This is a genomic window from Vagococcus zengguangii (genome assembly GCF_005145005.1).
In the GTDB taxonomy this organism is placed as follows: Bacteria; Bacillota; Bacilli; order Lactobacillales; family Vagococcaceae; genus Vagococcus_A; species Vagococcus_A zengguangii.
In genome coordinates, this window is record NZ_CP039712.1 from 395591 (window position 1) to 413708 (window position 18118).

Consider the following 18118-nt stretch of genomic DNA (forward strand, 5'->3'; position numbering starts at 1 on the left):
TATAAAACAAACCGATTTTCAAAAATACTGACAAAAAGTAAGCATATCTTTCGACTTATTTTTTGTAAGGTGTTAAGATGAATTTAAGTTGTTACTCAGTAACAATTGTTAGGGAATCATAACCATAAAAAAACAAAATTCAAGGAGTGTATTTATATGTCAAAAAAAATTGGTATTTTAGTAGGTAGTTTAAGAGAAGGTTCATACAATCGTATCGTTGCTAACAAATTTGTAGAGTTATTACCAGAAGGATACGAAGCAAAATTTATCGAATTTGGTGATGTTGAATACTTCAATGAAGATATTGATACACCTGAAAAAACACCTGCATCATGGACACGTTTACGTGAAGAGATTCAATCAGTAGATGGTGTATTCTTCTTTACACCAGAATATAACCGTTCAGTACCTGCTGCATTAAAAAATGCGTTAGATGTCGGTTCTCGTCCTTATGGCCAAAATAGCTGGGCGAAAAAACCTGCATTAGTTGTGAGTGTTTCAATGGGAGCAATCGCTGGTTTCGGTGCAAACCATCATTTACGTCAAACCTTAGCATTCTTAGATATGCCAACACTACAACAACCAGAAGCTTACATCGGTTCAGTTCATGAATTAATTGATGAGAATGGTGAATTCAATGAAGGAACAACTGGATTCTTCCAAACAATTATTGATTCATACTTAGATTTCTTCAACAAATTAGTTTAATAATTAAATAAAATATTACGTATGAGATAAAGTGGGTCTTTGGACTCACTTTTTTGTTTTTTTATAAGTCAAGTGTTCTTGATTATTAAAAATACTAATAGTTTGTCTAATTTTTATTAATTTGTAAACGGTTACAACGGATGTTAAGTTTAAGTTGTTATTAGCGCAAGTAACGTATCAGAAAAAGTATAAAAAACAATATGGTTAAGGGAGAAGGGTTATGGAGCAATATAAGACAGTTAAAAGGTTTAAAAATCCGTTAATAAGCGGGGGAGTCTCGGTTATTTTATTACTGATAATTGCCTCAGTAGGCTGGGTTGTTTGGTCAACGATTTGGAAGGCGATTATTTTAGCGATTGGTGGAGAGACGATAACAATGCTTTCTGCCGAAACACAAGGACATTTCATGAAAGAAGCGGTGGAAGGTACGTTCTTTTGGTTTATCATTTCACCATGGGTTTGGTTTACGTTAAATTTAGGCAACTATGGAAAGAATAAAAAAACGTTAAAACAACCTCAAGCAGGTATTCGCTATTTACTATTAGCAATATTAGTTGGAATGTTAGGATTTGTGCTTTTTGTTGGGATGATGGGGATTTGGTGGGAACCTTTTAATTGGCAAGTATTACTACGACCTGCTAGCGAGGAACAAGCTTTATTAGCTATTAAAGGTTGGGGAGCGTTGAACTTTTTCACATTATCGGTGATCTTAGCGCAAATTCCTTTAGTGAGCTTATTTGAGAAATATCCTTTTAGAAAACACACGCAAGATTCTTGGGCTAGCGCTTTTGGAACGTTATTTTTAGGCTTATTTTTGGCATTATTTAATTGGATTATTTTTATTTTACCCAGCTTTATTCCGTTACAAACAGGTGGTCAAGCGATTACGGGTGTTCCGTTTGATGGCTGGTCAACTGCGATTGCGTGGTGTCAGTTATTTATTTTCTTCTTTTTGTTACCTGCAGAAGGAATGGGCGGTTATCCGCAAAAATTCTTTACAACTAGACAACCATGGGCTGGCTTAATTGGACTAGTTATTGCGATTAGTGCAGCTTTAGTGGCGTTGCCGTTACTAAGAACCGTTTTAACGCCGTTAGCTGAATCAGTAGGGATTGTGCCAGATATTGCGGTGGCATCATTTGCGTTAACTATCATTAATGTGTTATTAACGTGGCATCATCACTTTGATGATTATCCAAGCCAAACGTTGATATCCTCAACATTTGCAAGAAATCTCGTGCAACTACTAATTGTTTTAGTCATTGGTACAGTGCTTGGGATTTTGTGGATTAAAACCTTACATATTTGGCCGTTTGGAGGCAATGATTTAGGATTGGGTCATCCGATGTTAGGTATTTTAGGCGGACAATTCGTTTATATGATGCCAATGTTATATATGAATACGTTCTTTGACAAATGGCCAATGGCGAAAAGTGAAAGAGTCGCGGAGTAATTTAATTAGGTGTATAATACAAAACAGGGACGTTTCCATCAGGTGGAGCGTCTTTTTTCGGTTGACCGTTCGCTTAATAATCGCTACACTTAAATTACGTACATTAAAGGAGGATATTACATGCTATTAGAAGAAACGATTTTGAAAGAAGCACAAGCTTTATTTAATGAAATGGTTACAAATCGTCATCATTTACACAAACATCCAGAAACTGGGATGGATTTGGAACAGACCGTTGCCTTTGTATCGGAGAAATTGTCTGAAATGGGCTATGATAATATCAAACACGTAGGGCAAGCTGGTTTAACTGTAACAGTAGGGACAGGTGAAGGTAAGGTCATGTTACTACGCGGTGATATGGATGCTTTACCAATTCAGGAAGAATCAGGTGTCGACTATGCCTCACAAGTTCCTGGTAAAATGCATGCATGTGGTCATGACATGCACACAACTATGATGTTAGCAGCAGCGAAAATTCTTAAGAAGTACGAACAAGAAATTCCAGGAACAGTTAAGTTAATGTTCCAACCGGGTGAAGAAATCATGAAAGGTTCAAAAGATATGATCGATCATGGTGTCTTAGAAAATCCAAGACCTGATGCAGCCGTAATGCTTCATGTTTTCCCAGGCAATCCAGTTGACGTTGGGACAGTTGGGGTGATGAATCCTGGTAAAGCGATGGCATCAGTTGACTGGTTCACGATTACAATTAAAGGACGTGGCGGACATGGTTCAATGCCGTATTTGGCAATTGATCCGTTAGTTCCGATGGCGGCGATTCAAAATGCGCTTCATACGTTTCAATCACGCGAATTACCACCCAACGCGGTAGTTTCAGTGACAATTGGTGATATTAAAGGCTGCGAAACAGCCAATGTCATTCCTGATGAAATCTCTATGAGTGGGACCATTCGTGCTTACGATGAAGAACAACGTGCGCTGATTAAATCACGTATGGTAGAGTTATCAGAACATATTGCACAAGCGTATCGTTGTGAAGCCGAAGTAACATTTCCTGCAGGAGCTCCTTATTTTGAATCTAATCCTGAATTAGTACAACATATTGCTGATGTATTACCGCACTATTTAGGAAAAGAGAAAGTGTTACCTGTTATGATGCCAACGATTCCAACAATGGGGTCAGAAGATTTTGCGTATATCTCACATGAAGTACCTAGCACGTCCTTAATGTTAATGACGCGTGACTCTAGAGTTCATCCTGCGTATAACTTGCATCATCCTAAACTAGTGATGGATGATGAAGCTATGCCTTATGGTGCGGCAGCTTATGTCGCAGTAGCATTAAGTTGGTTAGAAGCTAATTAATGATGGTTGCCATTTGACACGATATTTTTTTGGTGATATAGTGAAGTGGATTAATGATACCAATTGAATATTTTTGTGGAATAGTAAAGGACAATGCTTGATTCAGAGAGAAAATCGTTAGCTGAGAGATTTTTATCAATGCTCCCTTGAACCTGCCCGTATGAATAGGTTTCGCTACCTTTATCAGCGACTAAAGACGTAAAGTGAAGCATACTTTAAAGCAAGGTGGTACCGCCAATATTGGTCCTTGCATTAAAGTATGTTTTTTTGTATAAAAAATTAAAAGTGAGGAATGCTAAATGGGAAAACAAGAATTTGTAAAAGAAATTACCAGTCGTGATGTTGATTTTGCACAATGGTACACGGATGTTGTCGTGAAAGGTGAATTAGCTGCCTATTCAGGTGTGAAAGGAAGCATGATTTTACGCCCGACTGCTACAGCAATTTGGGAAAATATCCGTAATGAATTTAATAAACACTTAGAGCGTTTAGACCACGAAAACGTGATGATGCCGTTATTAATTCCAGAAAGTTTATTATTAAAAGAAGCAGAACATGTTGAAGGTTTTGCACCAGAAGTTGCTTGGGTAACGGAAGGTGGTAACAATAAATTAGCTGAAAGACTAGCGATTCGTCCAACATCGGAAGTATTATTTGCAGAACACTTCCGTGATATTATCAAGTCTTACCGTGATTTACCTGTTTTGTATAATCAATGGGCAAATGTTATTCGTTGGGAAAAAACAACTCGTCCATTTTTAAGAACGACAGAATTCCATTGGCAAGAAGGACATACTTGTCATGAAACATTTGAAGATGCAGATATTGAAGCACGTCAAATGTTAACTGTTTACCGTGATTTGGTAGGAGATTTATTGGCAATACCAGTCGTATCAGGTATTAAAACACAAAGTGAAAAATTTGCAGGAGCATATGAAACTTACACAAATGAAACGTTGATGTATGATGGAAAAGCTCTACAATTAGCGACTTCTCACCATTTAGGCGATAATTTTGCCAAAGCAGCAGAAATTAAATTCTTAGACCGTGAAGGAAAAGAGCAATATGTTCAACAAACTTCATGGGGAATTACGACGCGCTCAATTGGTGCGATGATTATGGTTCATAGTGATGATCGTGGGTTAGTATTACCTCCACGTGTTGCGCCAACACAAATTATGATTGTTCCAATCATGCAACATAAAGAAGGCGTATTAGAAGCAGCAAATGAATTAAAAGCACAATTAAAAGCTGACTTTAAAGTGAAGTTGGATGATTCAGATAAAAAACCAGGTTGGAAATTCAATGAAACTGAAATGAAGGGTATTCCAGTACGTATTGAATTAGGACCTCGTGATATCGAAAATAAAGTCGTGACAGTTTGTCGTCGTGATACATTAGAAAAATCAACTTTACCATTAGACGAAAACTTGAACGAAAACTTAATGGCATTATTAGATGAAATTCATGAAAATCTTTATGAAACAGCTAAGAAACGTCAAAAAGAAAAAACACGTCATGCTTCAACGAAAGAAGAATTTATCGAAATGATTAAAGAGGGTGGCTTTGTCATTGCACCTTATTCAGGTTCTGAACAAGTTGAAGATGAAATCAAAGAACTAACAGGTGCAACGCCTCGTTGTATCGCATTTGAGAATATTGATTTAGATTTAACAGGTGTTAAAGATATTTGGAATGGCGAAGATGCTAAGTTAATGGTTCATTGGGCACGTGCGTATTAAAAATTCATAATTTTTTCACATCCTTGTTTTATTATTAAGACAAGGATGTTTTTTTCATACAAAATTCTCGAATCTATCATGGAGTATGCGAGTTTATCCTATATAATATACTTAAAATATGATGAAGGAGATTAAATATAATGCCGAAAAAAACGTTCCAATCAATTAAACAATTTGAATTGATGCAGTGTATCTTATTAGTTTTTCTAGGCTTAATATTCTTAGTACCGTTAATCCAGAAAGAAGAAACAGCTTATGTTATCATATCGCTATATTTTTTTTGGGTTGGTCTAACCTCAATGATACGTGGTAAAAAGTATCAAAAAGATGAAAATATTTTTCAAGTGACGGTTACAGGAGGGTTTATCTATATAATTTTAGCACTAATTATTGGAGTGTTAACCCAAATCGGGCCAACGTTGATTTCAATTGTTTTAGGATTATTTATCATTATCTATGCTTTTACGAGAGGTTTTTTTTATCAAGAAATAGCCAATATGCATGGAATAAGTCTATATAATTTAGTTTATGCTGGTTTGGGATTAATAGTGCTGTTTATACCAGATGAGCGTTTTGAATTAGTAAAACTATTATTTGGGGTGATAGTAATCTTAATGGGTATTATGAACTATTTTGTTATAGTAAAACAATTAACAAAAAACAGCCGAGAAGCAATATAAGCTTTAGGCTGTTTTTTATTATAGTTAAGTTAGAAGAGTTAGACATTTAGTCTCTAACTTTTTATTTTAGCGTTAATTTAGCCACCACTTCGGCACGTGCTGTTTGTGGGAACATATCGACTGATTGTAGATACTCGACGTTATACTTCTTAGTTAAGGTAACTAAATCACGAGCCAGTGTCGAAGGATTACAAGACACATATACTAGTTTTTTACTAGGATATTTTAGTAAGGTATTGACTAATTTCTTGTCCAATCCAGTTCTTGGTGGATCGACGATAATACCATCAGGGCGGAAGCCGTTCTCTAACCACTTCGGAATTAAGTCTTCAGCTGTACCTGCTTCATAATGCGTGTTAGTGACGCCTAAACGCTTGGCATTTTCTTTCGCGTCTTCAATGGCACTTGGAATGGTATCCATCCCACGAACTTCACCGACAAGATTCGCGACACTTAACCCAATTGTTCCAACGCCACAATAGGCATCGATAATCTTATCGCCAGGTTGCGCGTCTAAGGCTTTGCGTGCTTCTTCGTATAGTACAGCTGTTTGCTCAGGGTTCAATTGGAAGAAGGCACGTGGGGATAGATTAAAATGAACGTCTTCTAGTTGTTCGGCAATGCTTTCTTTGCCCCATAAGTGAATCGTTTGGTCACCCATAATAACGGAACTCTTAGTGGGCTGGACATTTTGCATAATAGAAACCAGCTGTGGGAATTCGTGTCTTAATTCGTTAATCATTTGATTTTTTTGTGGCAACTTGGGACTGTGGGTAATAAAGACCAGTTGGGTTTCACCTGTTTTCAGACCGGTTCGAATCATTAAGGTTTTGACAATACCGCTATTGCGACGTTCATCGTAGATTGGTACGTTATATTTTTCTAAAATACGTACGGCACCATTTAAAATGTTCATCGTAATCGGCTGTTGCACCACGCAGTCATCAATGCCGACTAAACGGTGTGAGTTGGGTTGATAAAGACCCGCCATCACGCCATGTTCATCTTTGCGAATTTGGAATTGTAACTTGTTACGATAATGCCATGGATTGTCCATGCCGATTGCTGGACGCATTTTGTAGTGTTGGTAGCCAGTTGGTTTGTGTTTTTCTAAAGATTGTTTTACGACGTCGTTTTTAAAGACGAGTTGCGCTTCGTAAGCTAAATGTTGTAGTTGGCAACCGCCACATGCTTCGTAAACAGCACAACGGGGTTGCACGCGTTCGCTTGAAGCTTTATTAACTTTATTCAAGGTAGCTTCAGCAAATTTTGGTGCGACATTTGAAATAGTTGCGGTTACTGTTTCATCTGGTAAGGCACCTGGTATGAAGACAATCGTTTTTTTGAAATAACCAATACCTTCACCGTTAATGCCTAAACGTTTAATTGGTAAGGTAATCTTTTGGCCGATTTTTAAATTATGTTGAGTTTTCATGTTCATCGTTCCTTTTTAGGTAGTCACTTGATTTTAGCATAGTTTGAAGATTAACGATAGGAACAAGTGGTTCACTAAATAATCGTTTAGTGTTGACAGGTTATGTGTGTCGGTGTATTATAACGGTAACACACCTAGACAGGAGGCGTCGCCGGTGGAATTTAATAATTCAGAGCCGATTTATTTACAAATAACCCGCTATATTATGTTTCAAATTATGTCGGGTGAATTAGTTTCTGGGCAAAAACTACCGTCAGTGCGCGAGTTGGCAGTTGCGTTACAAACTAATCCCAATACAATTCAGCGCGCGTTTGCTGAATTGGAAGCAAAAGATGTTGTTTATACCAAAAAAGGCTTAGGCCGTTTTGTTACGGAGGATGAGACAGTGATTACTTATTTGCGCAAACAAATGATTCAAGGTGAGGTTAGTGCCTTTATTCAGAAATTATTAGGACTGGGATTCACCAAAGAAGAAATTATCGCGTTAATTGAAGACTATCAAGGGGAGTAGGGAGCAGGATGATGACAAATATTGTAGAACTAAATAACGTGACGTACCGTTATGGGCGTAAAGTCTTTTTCAAAAATCTATCGTTAAATTTAGAACGTGGGAAAATTATTGCTTTATTGGGTGAAAATGGGGCGGGTAAGACGACCTTAATGCGTTTGTTGGCAGGTTTAAGTAAAAATTTTACTGGTGAGGTTAGCATTAACGGTGAGCAGGCATCTGAGAAAATAAAAGCATCGATTAGTTTTTTAGAAAGTGGGTTAGGCTTTGATAAAAGTGAAAAGTTAACACGGATTATTCAATTTTACGTCAATTTATATTCAGACTTTGATTTAGAGAAACAAACGGAATTGATGAAGTTCATGGAATTAGAGGCTAGCGAAAAAATTGGCAATTTATCGAAAGGACAACTTGAGAAGTTCATGTTGACGATTGCTTTATCACGACAAGTACCATTATATATTTTGGATGAGCCATTAAGTGGCGTTGATATTATGGCGCGGGAGAAAATTATTCAAGCCTTAGTTTCGTGGGTTGATGAAGACGCAACGGTCTTAGTTTCAACCCATCATATTGGTGAGATGGAGCGCTTAGTCGATGAGGTAGTGTTATTGAAAGAACAAGAAGTGATTGCGCAAATGAGTGCTGATGATATTCGCGAAGATTATCAATTGTCACTTGAGGATTATTATCGCAAAATGTACCGCTAATATGAAAGAAGAGTGAGTAAGATGTTGGCATTAATAAAAAGGTTATATATAGAGCGTGTAGGCTATATCAAAAAAATATTTCTGCTTAATTTGTTGGCTATTAACGGAATAATCATATCCTTATATATGATAAATAGTGGCAAATTAAGTGGACGTGAAATGATGGAAATCGTCTTTGGTTTTGGAATATCTTCTGTTATAGGCACGTCCTTACTATTAATCATTCGACAAAACTTTGTTTGGTACAAAGCTCGTTATCGTTTAATTCCACTAAAAGATTGGCAGTTGTTTATGGTTAATCTCATTGCAACGTTTTTATTAGTATGTTCGAATGTGGGATTGTTCTATTTGTTACTCGGTTTTGAAAATGTGGGTCTTTCTTTGATTGGTAAGAAGGTCTATTCAGTTAGGTGGCTTATAGAGAATATCCCAACATCAGGATGGTTTTATTTAGGATTTCTTTATATTATCTTATTTATTGTTTTATGTGTTTTTTTACTATTTCTACTTTCTTATATCATTTCGAAAACTTACATACCACCAAGAGCTCAAGGAGTGAGTATTGGGATTCTATTTGTTGTCTTATATAAACTTTATAACTGGATAGTTAGTAGTCAAACGTTGTCATTTGAACTTTCCAATCGTTCACTGTCGGTAGCTACTAATGTTTTGATCTTGGCGTGTATGTGTGGTTTTGCCATTATTTTATTAAGTCGAGTTGAGGTGCGTGAATAATCAATGAGTTTATGAGGGAAGATTAGACTATCTTGTTTTGTTTGTAGTAGATGGACTATTTGTCAATGATAAAGTGTCTAGGAGCGAGAAAACTAGTGGCTTTGAGTTATTACTTAGTTTTTAACTTATTAAAGGACGTTAGATATAGCCGATAAAGCAAAAACTTTATTGAAAAAACAAACAATTATTAGTCAAATGAGTGCAAATGATATTCGTGAAGATTATCAATTACCATTGGAGGAATACTACCGCAAGATGTATCGTTAAAATGGTGAATTTAATAAAATTTAGGAGTGATGATCTGTGATAAGTTTAATAAAAGAGATGTGGTGTGATCGAAAAAAATCGTGGCTTCTTGAGCTAGGCATTGCGCTAATTGCGAATATTGCTTTGTTATCGTTTTATTTGATTAGTAATAAAATGACTAATAATGATTTAATGATGATAACGTTAGTCTATGGCATAGTGTTTCTGTTTTTCTTGTTGATTCAACAAGTAGTTTATAGCACCAAAGTGTGGTTTTCAACTAGATATCGTTTAAGCTCTTTTAGAGAAAATAAGTTGTATCTTGCTAATTTAATTTGTTCGATTGGCATGATGATAGCAAGCGTCTTTTCAATTATTATAATCAATGTGATTAACTATTTTATTCTTCAACCTAAAGACTTTTTTATCTACGAAGGAGAGCCGTACAGTTTATTGGATTCGCTATTTGTTCAAGCGGGTTTTGTCATATTTGTGACTACTTTTCTAATATATGCTAGTTTTATTGTGTTGGTAGCTAATTGGATTTCATCTTATTTCCCAAAAAATTTCCAAAAGTTAGCAATTGTCCTATTTATTTTTTTCAGTTTTCAGTTTTTTAATTTAGTTTTTGGGTTACTCGGCTTATTTTCAAGTGGAATGTTAACATCTATCACATCATTTGTTAATGGACCGGGTAGTTTAGCGATTGTGTTAATTATTGGAGATGTATTAATGGGTTTGGTATCATTATATTTATTAAAAAATAAAATAGAAGTGAAAAATAAACAATGAAATTTTTAGAGGGCTGAAATGAGAATATCAGGCCTCTTTTTGTATGATAACTTGAATGTTGTTAAAAACCAACGTATAATGCGAGTAATAAATTCAACTGGAGGTTGAGATGATGATTCGAGAGGCTATGAAGTGTGATGGGCTAGCGCTTAATGAAATCAATGAGTTTGCTTTAGGTTATCCATGTGAATTAGAATTAACCAATCGTTTATTGTCAAAAGTGCTGATGCATCCTGACCATGTGTTACTAGTGTTTGAATTAGATCAACAAGTAGTGGGTTATGTTCATGCAGAACGATATTTAACGTTATATGAAGAGGAACTCTATAATTTGTTGGGAGTGGCAGTTCACCCGGATTATCAAGGACAAGGCATTGGAGGCGCACTATTAAGAGCTATTGAAAACTGTGCTAAAGACCAAGGTGTGGCTGGCGTTCGTTTGAATTCAGGGAGTCAACGTGTAAAGGCCCATCGCTTTTATGAAAATATGGGATATGATGGCAATAAATTACAAAAACGTTTTGTTAAATGGTTTGAGGATTAATTGATAAGGAGTAAAGGATGTCATTTATTAAGCGAGTGAGGATGAAAACCTCTGACAAATTTGAAGTGGAATACTATCATGAATTACCCGTTATTAAGTGGTTTAAACAAAATGAAGGGCTGGTTTTATCAGATAAGTTGACCATTATTTCTGGTGAGAATGGGCAAGGGAAGTCAACGTTTATTGAGGCGTTAGCAGTAGCGATGGGGATGAATGCCGAAGGAGGGAGTCAACAGTTTAATTTTGCGACGAAAGCAACCCATAGTCAGTTGTCAGAACAACTAGTTGTTCACAAGACGGGGCGTTTGCCACGTTTGAAGTATTTTTTACGGGCGGAGAGTTATTACAATTTAGCGAGTGAAATTGAAAAGCTAGCTGTTGGTGGCTATGGTGATAAAAGTTTACATCAGCAGTCGCATGGTGAAGGGGTGATGGCCTTAATTGAACACCGTTTTGAAGCGCAGGGGTTGTATTTCTTTGACGAGCCAGAAGCCGGCCTTTCACCAGCTAGACAGATGACCTTGTTGCGGGTCTTTGATGAGTTGTTGAAAGAAGGCAGTCAGTTAGTCGTTGCGACGCATTCACCGATTTTGCTTGCTCATCCAGAGGCGTTGATTTATCAGTTCGGGGAAGAGGGGATTAGTGAAGTGGGTTATCGCGAGACGTCTTGCTTTGACGATATGCGCGTTTTTATCGAAAATCCCGAACGAATGGTACATTATTTGCTAGAAGATTAGTCGTTTTATGAAAAAAATATGAGTATTTTAAAAATTTCACTTGTTTTTTTCGTTTTTTCATTCATAATAGAGATACAATCCAATTTGATACAACTTATATATGGTCATAATACGGTTGACCGTTTCTACCTAACCCCGTAAAGGTTAGACTATAAGTGGAAAATTCGTCGACGTTTAGGAGACCTTTTTTTGCTTATACGCAAGAAGAGGTCTCTTTTCTTTTATAGTTGTCATCAGTTGGGCAAAGGAAAGGAAGTTATACATGGAAGCATTAGTTAACAAAATTAAACAAGATGGACGCGTATTAAATCAAGGAGTGTTAAAGGTCGATAGTTTCTTAACGCACCAAGTAGATCCGTTATTGATGGCACAAATTGGCGAAAGTTTTGGTGAGTTCTTTAAAGAAGCAGGGATTACTAAAATTGTAACGGTGGAAACGTCAGGGATTGCACCTTCTATTTTTGCGGCTAAAGAATTAGATGTACCGTTAATTGTTGCCCGTAAATCAAAGAGTGTGACGATGGATGAGGAGTTATTAACAGCTCCTGTGTATTCATTTACTAAACAAGAAACGAATCAAGTTTCTATTTCTAAAAAATTTATTACTGATGAGGATCACATTTTAATTATTGATGACTTCTTAGCAAATGGACAAGCGGCCAAAGGCTTAATTGAATTGTGCGAACAAGCTGGAGCTACTGTTGCGGCGGTTGGGATCGTAATTGAAAAATCATTCCAAGAAGGTCGTCAATTGTTAGAAGAGATGGGCGTGCAAGTAGTATCTTTAGCGCGTGTTGCTTCGTTAGAAGATAATTCAGTCACATTTTTAGAAGGAGACGCTTAAATGGAAAATTCAGTAAACATCAAAACGAAAGCAAATCAAGGTTCTCAATCATCGGCTCAAACAGATGTTTCAAATGGTCAAGCAGCTGTTTTAGGTTTACAGCATTTATTAGCCATGTACGCAGGAGCGGTTGCCGTTCCGTTATTAATTGGACAGGCACTTAATTTTACGCCTGAGCAAATGACGTACTTAATTTCAATTGATATTTTCATGTGTGGGGTAGCCACTATTTTACAATTAGTCGTGACGAAATTCTTCGGTATCGGCTTACCAGTCGTATTAGGTTGCGCGATTCAAGCAGTTTCACCATTAATTATGATTGGTAGCAATAAAGGCATTGGTGCAATTTATGGGTCAATTATTGCAGCGGGTGTGTTTATCGTTTTGATTGCGGGAGTCTTCTCGAAAGTCAAAAAATTATTCCCGTCACTTGTTACAGGGACAGTTATTACCACCATTGGTTTAACATTGATTCCTGTTGCAATTGAAAAAATGGGTGGTGGTTCAGCAGCTGCACCAACCTTTGGGAGTTCACAAAACTTGATTTTGGCGTTCTTTACGATTGTCTTAATTTTAGTGACACAAATGTTTTGTAAAGGATTTGTTCGTTCGATTTCAGTTTTAATTGGCTTAGTCGGCGGGACGTTATTAGCGGCAGCGATGGGCTTAGTGTCAACAGAGATTGTATCGGACTCTCAGTGGGTACATGTGCCAACCCCATTTTACTTTGGGGCACCTATTTTCGATGTGTCGTCAATTTTATTAATGATTATTATCTCAATTGTGAGCATGGTGGAATCAACAGGTGTGTATTTCGCGTTAGGTGATATTACTGGTAAGAAAATTGGTCAAGATGAGTTGAAACGTGGTTACCGTGCAGAAGGATTAGCCGTTATTTTAGGTGGTATTTTCAATACGTTCCCGTATACTGGTTTTTCTCAAAATGTTGGGCTAGTACAACTTTCAGGGATTAAAACACGTAAGCCAGTTGTGTTCTCAGCGATTTTCTTGATTATTTTAGGTCTGTTGCCTAAGATGGGGGCTATTGCCCAAATGATTCCAGAACCAGTACTTGGTGGTGGAATGTTAGTCATGTTCGGGATGGTTGCTGTTCAAGGTATTAAGATGTTAACGAGGGTTGACTTCAATAACGACAAGAACTTATTAATCGTAGCGGTGTCAATCGGATTAGGTTTAGGTTTTGCGATTAAACCCGAATTATTCCAATTTATGCCAGAAACAGTTAAAATGTTCGCAAGTAATGGAATTGTCGTTAGTAGCTTAGTAGCAATTGTCTTAAATTTAGCGTTAAATGGTTTGAAAGAAGAAAAATAATTAATTAATAAGAAATGGAAGGTATGGCGTATGTGTCATACCTTTTTTTATACGTTTTTTTGTTAATTTTTTCAGAGTGTTGTGAAAAAAATGACCGTAAAATAATCGTTTTATTATTTATACTATTATTTGTAAGAACGAGTAGAGGAGTGATGAAAATGATGAAGTGGTACACATATTCAATTAATCAAGTAATGGAAAAATTAGCAGTCGATGCGAATGGTTTGAATGAGGCGCATCGTCAAGAACGTTTAACAACATATGGTCAAAATAATTTAACTGAAACCTTACAACTTCCTTTGTGGAAAAAAATTGGCAAGCATTTTGTTGATTTGTTAATGATTATTTTAATTGTAGCAGGAATTCTAAAAGGAATGACTGGTGATTATGTCGAGATGGGCATTATTTTTGCGGTTGTAATTATCAATGGTTTAATCGGTTATCTACAAGAACGTAAAGCTGAAGAGTCATTGAATGGCTTAAAGCAAATGATGGGACAAGAAACGACTATTTTAGTCAAAGGGTTGAAGCAAACGATTGATAATCAACAATTGGTTCCAGGTGATGTGGTCTTTTTACAGTCTGGTGATATAGTCCCAGCTGATTTGATGTTGATGGAGGTACATGATTTAGCAATTGAAGAATCAGTCTTAACGGGTGAGTCATTGCCCGTTGAAAAAGAAGTCAGTATCTTAGCTGATAATACGCCACTAGGTGACCGTCTGAATATGGCTTTTTCGGGAACTTTAGTCCAGTCAGGAACCGGTTTGGGTATTGTGGTTGAAACGGGTGACCGTACAGAAATTGGTCAAATTAATCAAGCATTACAGACTGTTGAAAAGCAAGAAACACCGTTGATTAAAAAAATGAATCAATTGAATCATCAAATTTTTAAAGGCTTGATATTTTTAGTTGTTTTCTTATTATTTTTTACAACGCTACGCTTTGGAATGGATGTTAAGACGCTAACCTCAGCTGTTATTGCGTTAATTGTGGCAGTTGTACCGGAAGGCTTACCAGCTGTTTTGACTATGATTTTATCGATGGGTGTTAATGAAATGGCTAAAGAACAGGCGATTGTAAAGAGTATGCCAGCTGTGGAAACACTAGGTGCGATGACGGTTATCTGTTCTGATAAAACAGGAACATTAACAAAAAATCAAATGTCAGTAGTAGAGGTCATTACAGCAAAAGGCGCGATGACAATCGATGAGTTAGCAAGTAGTGATGAAGCCATTTTGACTATCATGGCTAATTGTCAGGAGTTACGCTTAGACGCGACACAAAGTATTGACGCATTATCTGGCAACCCTACTGAGTTAGCTTTACTAACATATGCAGAGCAAGTAGACACATCGTTTTTACCAATTGAGCAAAAAATTCCATTTAGCTCGGACTATAAGTACATGGCGACGACGCATATGGTTGCTGGTAATAAGGAAATCATGTACATCAAGGGAGCGCCGGAAGTTTTGTTAGCGAAAGCTCAGTTAACGGCTATTCAACGTGATTATTGGTTAGCTCAAGCAGCTACATTAGCACAAAAAGGTCAGCGCGTATTAGGCTTGGCGAAGAAAAACATGGTATTAGGTACTGAGTTAACTCATGATGAAGTGGTAGATATTGAATTAATTGGGTTAGCTGGTATTATTGATCCACCGAAAGCTTCGGCAATCCAAGCGGTGAAAGAAGCAAGAGAAGCTGGGATTTCAGTTAAGATGATTACTGGAGATCATCGTGACACGGCACAAGCAATTGGACGAGAAATTGGTCTGGCACACACCTCGCAAGCACTTGAAGGCAAGGATATTGAAGCGATGGATGATGCAGCGTTACGCGAAATAGTTTCTAAGATTGATGTTTATGCCCGAACAACACCTGAGCATAAGTTGCGTATCGTTAAAGCTTTACAGGCAAATGGAGAAATTGTTGGAATGACCGGTGATGGAGTCAATGATGCACCAGCCTTAAAGAAAGCCGATATTGGGATTGCGATGGGAATTAAGGGGAGTGAAGTGAGTAAGCAAGCCGCTGACATGGTATTGGCGGATGATAACTTTGCGACAATTACGAAAGCTGTAAAAGAAGGTCGTCGTATTTTTGATAATTTAAAGAAGACGATTAATTTCTTCTTGCCAACGGCTTTAGCACAAGGGTTGATTGTTATTGTGGCACTATTAACGAATCATCCGTTACCATTAACACCTGTTCAGATTTTATGGGTGAACATGGTAACAACGATCACATTATCTTATGCGTTAGGTTTTGAGCCAGCGCATGAAGAGGTTATGAAGCGTCAACCACGCAATCCAGCTGAGTCAATTCTATCGAAGTATGCCTTGTTTAGAATTATCTATGTGTCATTGTTAATTACAATACCTTCCTACTTAATAGCAATGAATATCCAAGATATTGCGGTTCAACAGACCGTCTTATTACAGAGTATTGTGTTGTCACAAGCAGTGTACATGATTAACTGTCGTGAGTTACTAGATTTTTCATTAACAAGAAAAGTGTTAACTAATAAAGCATTATGGATTTCACTAGGAGCTCTAGCTATTGTTCAAGGAACAGTATTGTTTGTTCCATTTGCTCAACAACTAGTTGGAACAGCGCGTCTAAGTGGAGCGCAACATCTATTAGTTATTGCTATTGCTGCAATGGTCTTCATTCTCGTTGAAGTAGAAAAGTCAGTCACTAAGAAAATGATGGACAAAAAAGAAGAAGTAGTCGCTTAATGCGCTACTTCTTTTCCTTTTTCTAAAATACTAGGTTGAACAGTTTCTTTTATTGTTTGGAGCTCAGAGGGAGTTGGGATTAGCGATAAATAAATGACTTGTGTATGGTTGATGGGATGATTGGCAATAATGATATCATCACTGTCTAAATTTAAAGACGCTAATTCTGAGAGATTGGTTTCAATCAAGTTAATATGTGCATCGAATAGGTTGCTTAATTCGCGGTAGACGAAAATTTTCCAAGAAGGCTCGGATTGAAAAATAAAATAAGCATTTTTCTTTTTAAGTTTTATGGTTGATAGAGCTTCATTAATTAATAATATGAGATTATCAACGATATGCTCACTTAAATTCCATTCTGAATACGGGGCTTCCCGAGAAAAGGTCTCTCTTAATAAGTCTTTTAGTGTTTCAGAATGATTGAGTTCCATATTTAAGAGTTCAGGGTATTCACTTAAAAATTGTTGAAACAGTTCAGCTGATTCATAATACTTTAAGAACAAAAGCGCTATATTACGAGATAAATCTGTGTCGTTTAAAGCTGGAATTTGTAATGAATGGCTAATCTTTTTAGTAAGCGCAACGCTATGGTCAAAAATTTCGCCATAATTTTTTTTCAAAATATTCTTAACAGTGGGGTTAAAGGAATTGTAGTAATTCCAACTTTCTAAATAACAAAAGAAGGCAAAGAAGCTTTCAGTTGTATCAAGTGTTACACCTTCAGATTGATAGAGTTGGTGTAAATTGATTTGATAAGTATTACGTAATTCATCATGTTCGTTAGGAATGGTAATGACTATCGGACAATTAGCTTTAATGCGAATTGTATTGATAAAAAACCAACACAGTCCAAATGTTTCTTCGTTTTTGATACCCAACCCCTGACGCTCTAAACGTGCCAAAAATCGTTGATAGTTACTCGCATGGATAACGTAATCATCAAAGAAGAAATTGTTTGTTGTGAAAGGCAAAAGTAAGCGGTGGAAAAATAATCTAATAGATAATTCGCTGCTTGTTATTTGGATAATTCGTGAACTTATATGGAGTTTTAATTTAAATTCTTTAAGCGCTCGGTTTAATCTTTGAACATGCCTTTTCAGGGTCTCTTTGGAAATACCTACTTTTTGAAGAAACATTTGAACGTTGACTTCATTTGAATAGAGAAGTTCCTTCATTAATTGAGTGCCAATGGACATTTCAAAAAAATGCTCCCAAACATCATTTAAGGGCATGGAGTAGTCTGTTATAACTTTAAAGCCTGTTCGTTGTCCGGAGTCAATTGCCCAACCGTTTGGAAGCATGAATCGTAAAGATTGTATATCACTGAAAACCGTTCGTTCAGATGCGTTAATCATTTTAGCTAATTCTTTTCCAGACAATTCTTCATGTTGAACGAGTAATTCAAATAGATTTATTTGACGTAATAAGTCTTTTTCAATAACTAATTTTTTTGCCACTACGTACATTAAGAAGCACCTCTTTTATACGTTTATTTTAATGGTAGTATAACAAATTGATTAGTTGATGTATGTATTTTTGTATAAATTGTTGTAAAAAAACTAAAGACAAGCGAGCTTTTTCACTC

At 36.6% G+C, this 18118-nt stretch carries 16 protein-coding genes and 1 riboswitch; of the genes, 14 read left to right on the plus strand and 2 right to left on the minus strand.

Annotated features, from left to right (window positions below):
• Window positions 1-156 precede the first annotated feature (156 nt).
• From FA707_RS01925 to FA707_RS01945, 5 genes are all read left to right on the plus strand, one after another.
• A complete protein-coding gene (locus tag FA707_RS01925) occupies window positions 157-708 on the plus strand; it encodes an NADPH-dependent FMN reductase (protein ID WP_136952640.1) in 552 nt (183 codons plus the stop codon).
• 220 nt (window positions 709-928) lie between these two features.
• Window positions 929-2161 (plus strand): hypothetical protein, encoded by a 1233-nt coding sequence (locus FA707_RS01930; RefSeq protein ID WP_136952641.1) that lies wholly within the window; start codon window positions 929-931, stop codon window positions 2159-2161.
• A 120-nt stretch (window positions 2162-2281) separates the two neighbouring features.
• Window positions 2282-3487, plus strand: coding sequence for a M20 metallopeptidase family protein (locus tag FA707_RS01935; RefSeq protein ID WP_136952642.1), 1206 nt, complete (start codon window positions 2282-2284; stop codon window positions 3485-3487).
• 299 nt (window positions 3488-3786) lie between these two features.
• On the plus strand, window positions 3787-5229 hold the full coding sequence (gene proS, locus FA707_RS01940; RefSeq protein WP_136952643.1) for a proline--tRNA ligase: 1443 nt from the start codon (window positions 3787-3789) through the stop codon (window positions 5227-5229).
• Between the two features lie 140 nt (window positions 5230-5369).
• Window positions 5370-5909: a hypothetical protein gene (locus FA707_RS01945; RefSeq protein WP_136952644.1), complete on the plus strand. Its 540-nt coding sequence runs from the start codon at window positions 5370-5372 to the stop codon at window positions 5907-5909.
• Between the two features lie 61 nt (window positions 5910-5970).
• Here FA707_RS01945 and rlmD read toward each other — a convergent pair whose 3' ends face one another.
• The gene (gene rlmD / locus FA707_RS01950) at window positions 5971-7344 is read right to left on the minus strand and encodes a 23S rRNA (uracil(1939)-C(5))-methyltransferase RlmD (RefSeq protein ID WP_136952645.1); all 1374 of its coding nucleotides are present in this window, start codon (window positions 7342-7344) and stop codon (window positions 5971-5973) included.
• A 154-nt stretch (window positions 7345-7498) separates the two neighbouring features.
• On the opposite strand from rlmD, the gene FA707_RS01955 reads away from it, so the two are divergent.
• From FA707_RS01955 to FA707_RS01995, 9 genes are all read left to right on the plus strand, one after another.
• On the plus strand, window positions 7499-7855 hold the full coding sequence (locus FA707_RS01955) for a GntR family transcriptional regulator (protein WP_210409627.1): 357 nt from the start codon (window positions 7499-7501) through the stop codon (window positions 7853-7855).
• Window positions 7856-7863: 8 nt separating this feature from the next.
• Window positions 7864-8562 (plus strand): ABC transporter ATP-binding protein, encoded by a 699-nt coding sequence (locus FA707_RS01960; protein WP_136952646.1) that lies wholly within the window; start codon window positions 7864-7866, stop codon window positions 8560-8562.
• Window positions 8563-8583: 21 nt separating this feature from the next.
• A complete protein-coding gene (locus FA707_RS01965) occupies window positions 8584-9297 on the plus strand; it encodes a hypothetical protein (RefSeq protein WP_136952647.1) in 714 nt (237 codons plus the stop codon).
• Between the two features lie 303 nt (window positions 9298-9600).
• The gene (locus FA707_RS01970; protein ID WP_136952648.1) at window positions 9601-10335 is read left to right on the plus strand and encodes a hypothetical protein; all 735 of its coding nucleotides are present in this window, start codon (window positions 9601-9603) and stop codon (window positions 10333-10335) included.
• Window positions 10336-10444: 109 nt separating this feature from the next.
• Window positions 10445-10879 carry a GNAT family N-acetyltransferase gene (locus FA707_RS01975; RefSeq protein WP_246032334.1) on the plus strand — a complete coding sequence of 145 codons (435 nt, stop codon included), beginning with the start codon at window positions 10445-10447 and terminating at the stop codon, window positions 10877-10879.
• 17 nt (window positions 10880-10896) lie between these two features.
• Window positions 10897-11616, plus strand: coding sequence for an AAA family ATPase (locus FA707_RS01980; RefSeq protein ID WP_136952649.1), 720 nt, complete (start codon window positions 10897-10899; stop codon window positions 11614-11616).
• A gap of 74 nt (window positions 11617-11690) precedes the next feature.
• A riboswitch (purine riboswitch) is annotated at window positions 11691-11788 on the plus strand.
• Between the two features lie 90 nt (window positions 11789-11878).
• Window positions 11879-12460, plus strand: a complete 582-nt coding sequence (locus tag FA707_RS01985) for a xanthine phosphoribosyltransferase (RefSeq protein WP_136952650.1) — start codon at window positions 11879-11881, stop codon at window positions 12458-12460.
• A complete protein-coding gene (locus tag FA707_RS01990) occupies window positions 12461-13795 on the plus strand; it encodes a nucleobase:cation symporter-2 family protein (RefSeq protein WP_136952651.1) in 1335 nt (444 codons plus the stop codon).
• A gap of 161 nt (window positions 13796-13956) precedes the next feature.
• Complete coding sequence (locus FA707_RS01995) at window positions 13957-16533, plus strand: HAD-IC family P-type ATPase (RefSeq protein ID WP_136954155.1); 2577 nt, start codon at window positions 13957-13959, stop codon at window positions 16531-16533.
• Here the strand turns inward: FA707_RS01995 and mafR are convergent.
• Window positions 16530-17999 carry a global transcriptional activator MafR gene (gene mafR / locus FA707_RS02000; protein ID WP_136952652.1) on the minus strand — a complete coding sequence of 490 codons (1470 nt, stop codon included), beginning with the start codon at window positions 17997-17999 and terminating at the stop codon, window positions 16530-16532. The two genes, FA707_RS01995 and mafR, sit on opposite strands and share 4 nt — an antisense overlap.
• Window positions 18000-18118 lie beyond the last annotated feature (119 nt).

What these genes read in the sequence shown, in the direction of transcription:
- mafR (WP_136952652.1), bottom strand. Translation starts at nt 17,999, where the DNA reads ATGTACGTAGTGGCAAAAAAATTAGTTATTGAAAAAGACTTATTACGT.
- FA707_RS01995 (WP_136954155.1), top strand. Translation starts at nt 13,957, where the DNA reads ATGAAGTGGTACACATATTCAATTAATCAAGTAATGGAAAAATTAGCA.
- FA707_RS01945 (WP_136952644.1), top strand. Translation starts at nt 5,370, where the DNA reads ATGCCGAAAAAAACGTTCCAATCAATTAAACAATTTGAATTGATGCAG.
- FA707_RS01975 (WP_246032334.1), top strand. Translation starts at nt 10,445, where the DNA reads ATGATGATTCGAGAGGCTATGAAGTGTGATGGGCTAGCGCTTAATGAA.
- FA707_RS01960 (WP_136952646.1), top strand. Translation starts at nt 7,864, where the DNA reads ATGATGACAAATATTGTAGAACTAAATAACGTGACGTACCGTTATGGG.
- FA707_RS01930 (WP_136952641.1), top strand. Translation starts at nt 929, where the DNA reads ATGGAGCAATATAAGACAGTTAAAAGGTTTAAAAATCCGTTAATAAGC.
- FA707_RS01935 (WP_136952642.1), top strand. Translation starts at nt 2,282, where the DNA reads ATGCTATTAGAAGAAACGATTTTGAAAGAAGCACAAGCTTTATTTAAT.
- FA707_RS01990 (WP_136952651.1), top strand. Translation starts at nt 12,461, where the DNA reads ATGGAAAATTCAGTAAACATCAAAACGAAAGCAAATCAAGGTTCTCAA.
- FA707_RS01925 (WP_136952640.1), top strand. Translation starts at nt 157, where the DNA reads ATGTCAAAAAAAATTGGTATTTTAGTAGGTAGTTTAAGAGAAGGTTCA.
- FA707_RS01980 (WP_136952649.1), top strand. Translation starts at nt 10,897, where the DNA reads ATGTCATTTATTAAGCGAGTGAGGATGAAAACCTCTGACAAATTTGAA.
- proS (WP_136952643.1), top strand. Translation starts at nt 3,787, where the DNA reads ATGGGAAAACAAGAATTTGTAAAAGAAATTACCAGTCGTGATGTTGAT.
- FA707_RS01985 (WP_136952650.1), top strand. Translation starts at nt 11,879, where the DNA reads ATGGAAGCATTAGTTAACAAAATTAAACAAGATGGACGCGTATTAAAT.
- FA707_RS01965 (WP_136952647.1), top strand. Translation starts at nt 8,584, where the DNA reads ATGTTGGCATTAATAAAAAGGTTATATATAGAGCGTGTAGGCTATATC.
- rlmD (WP_136952645.1), bottom strand. Translation starts at nt 7,344, where the DNA reads ATGAAAACTCAACATAATTTAAAAATCGGCCAAAAGATTACCTTACCA.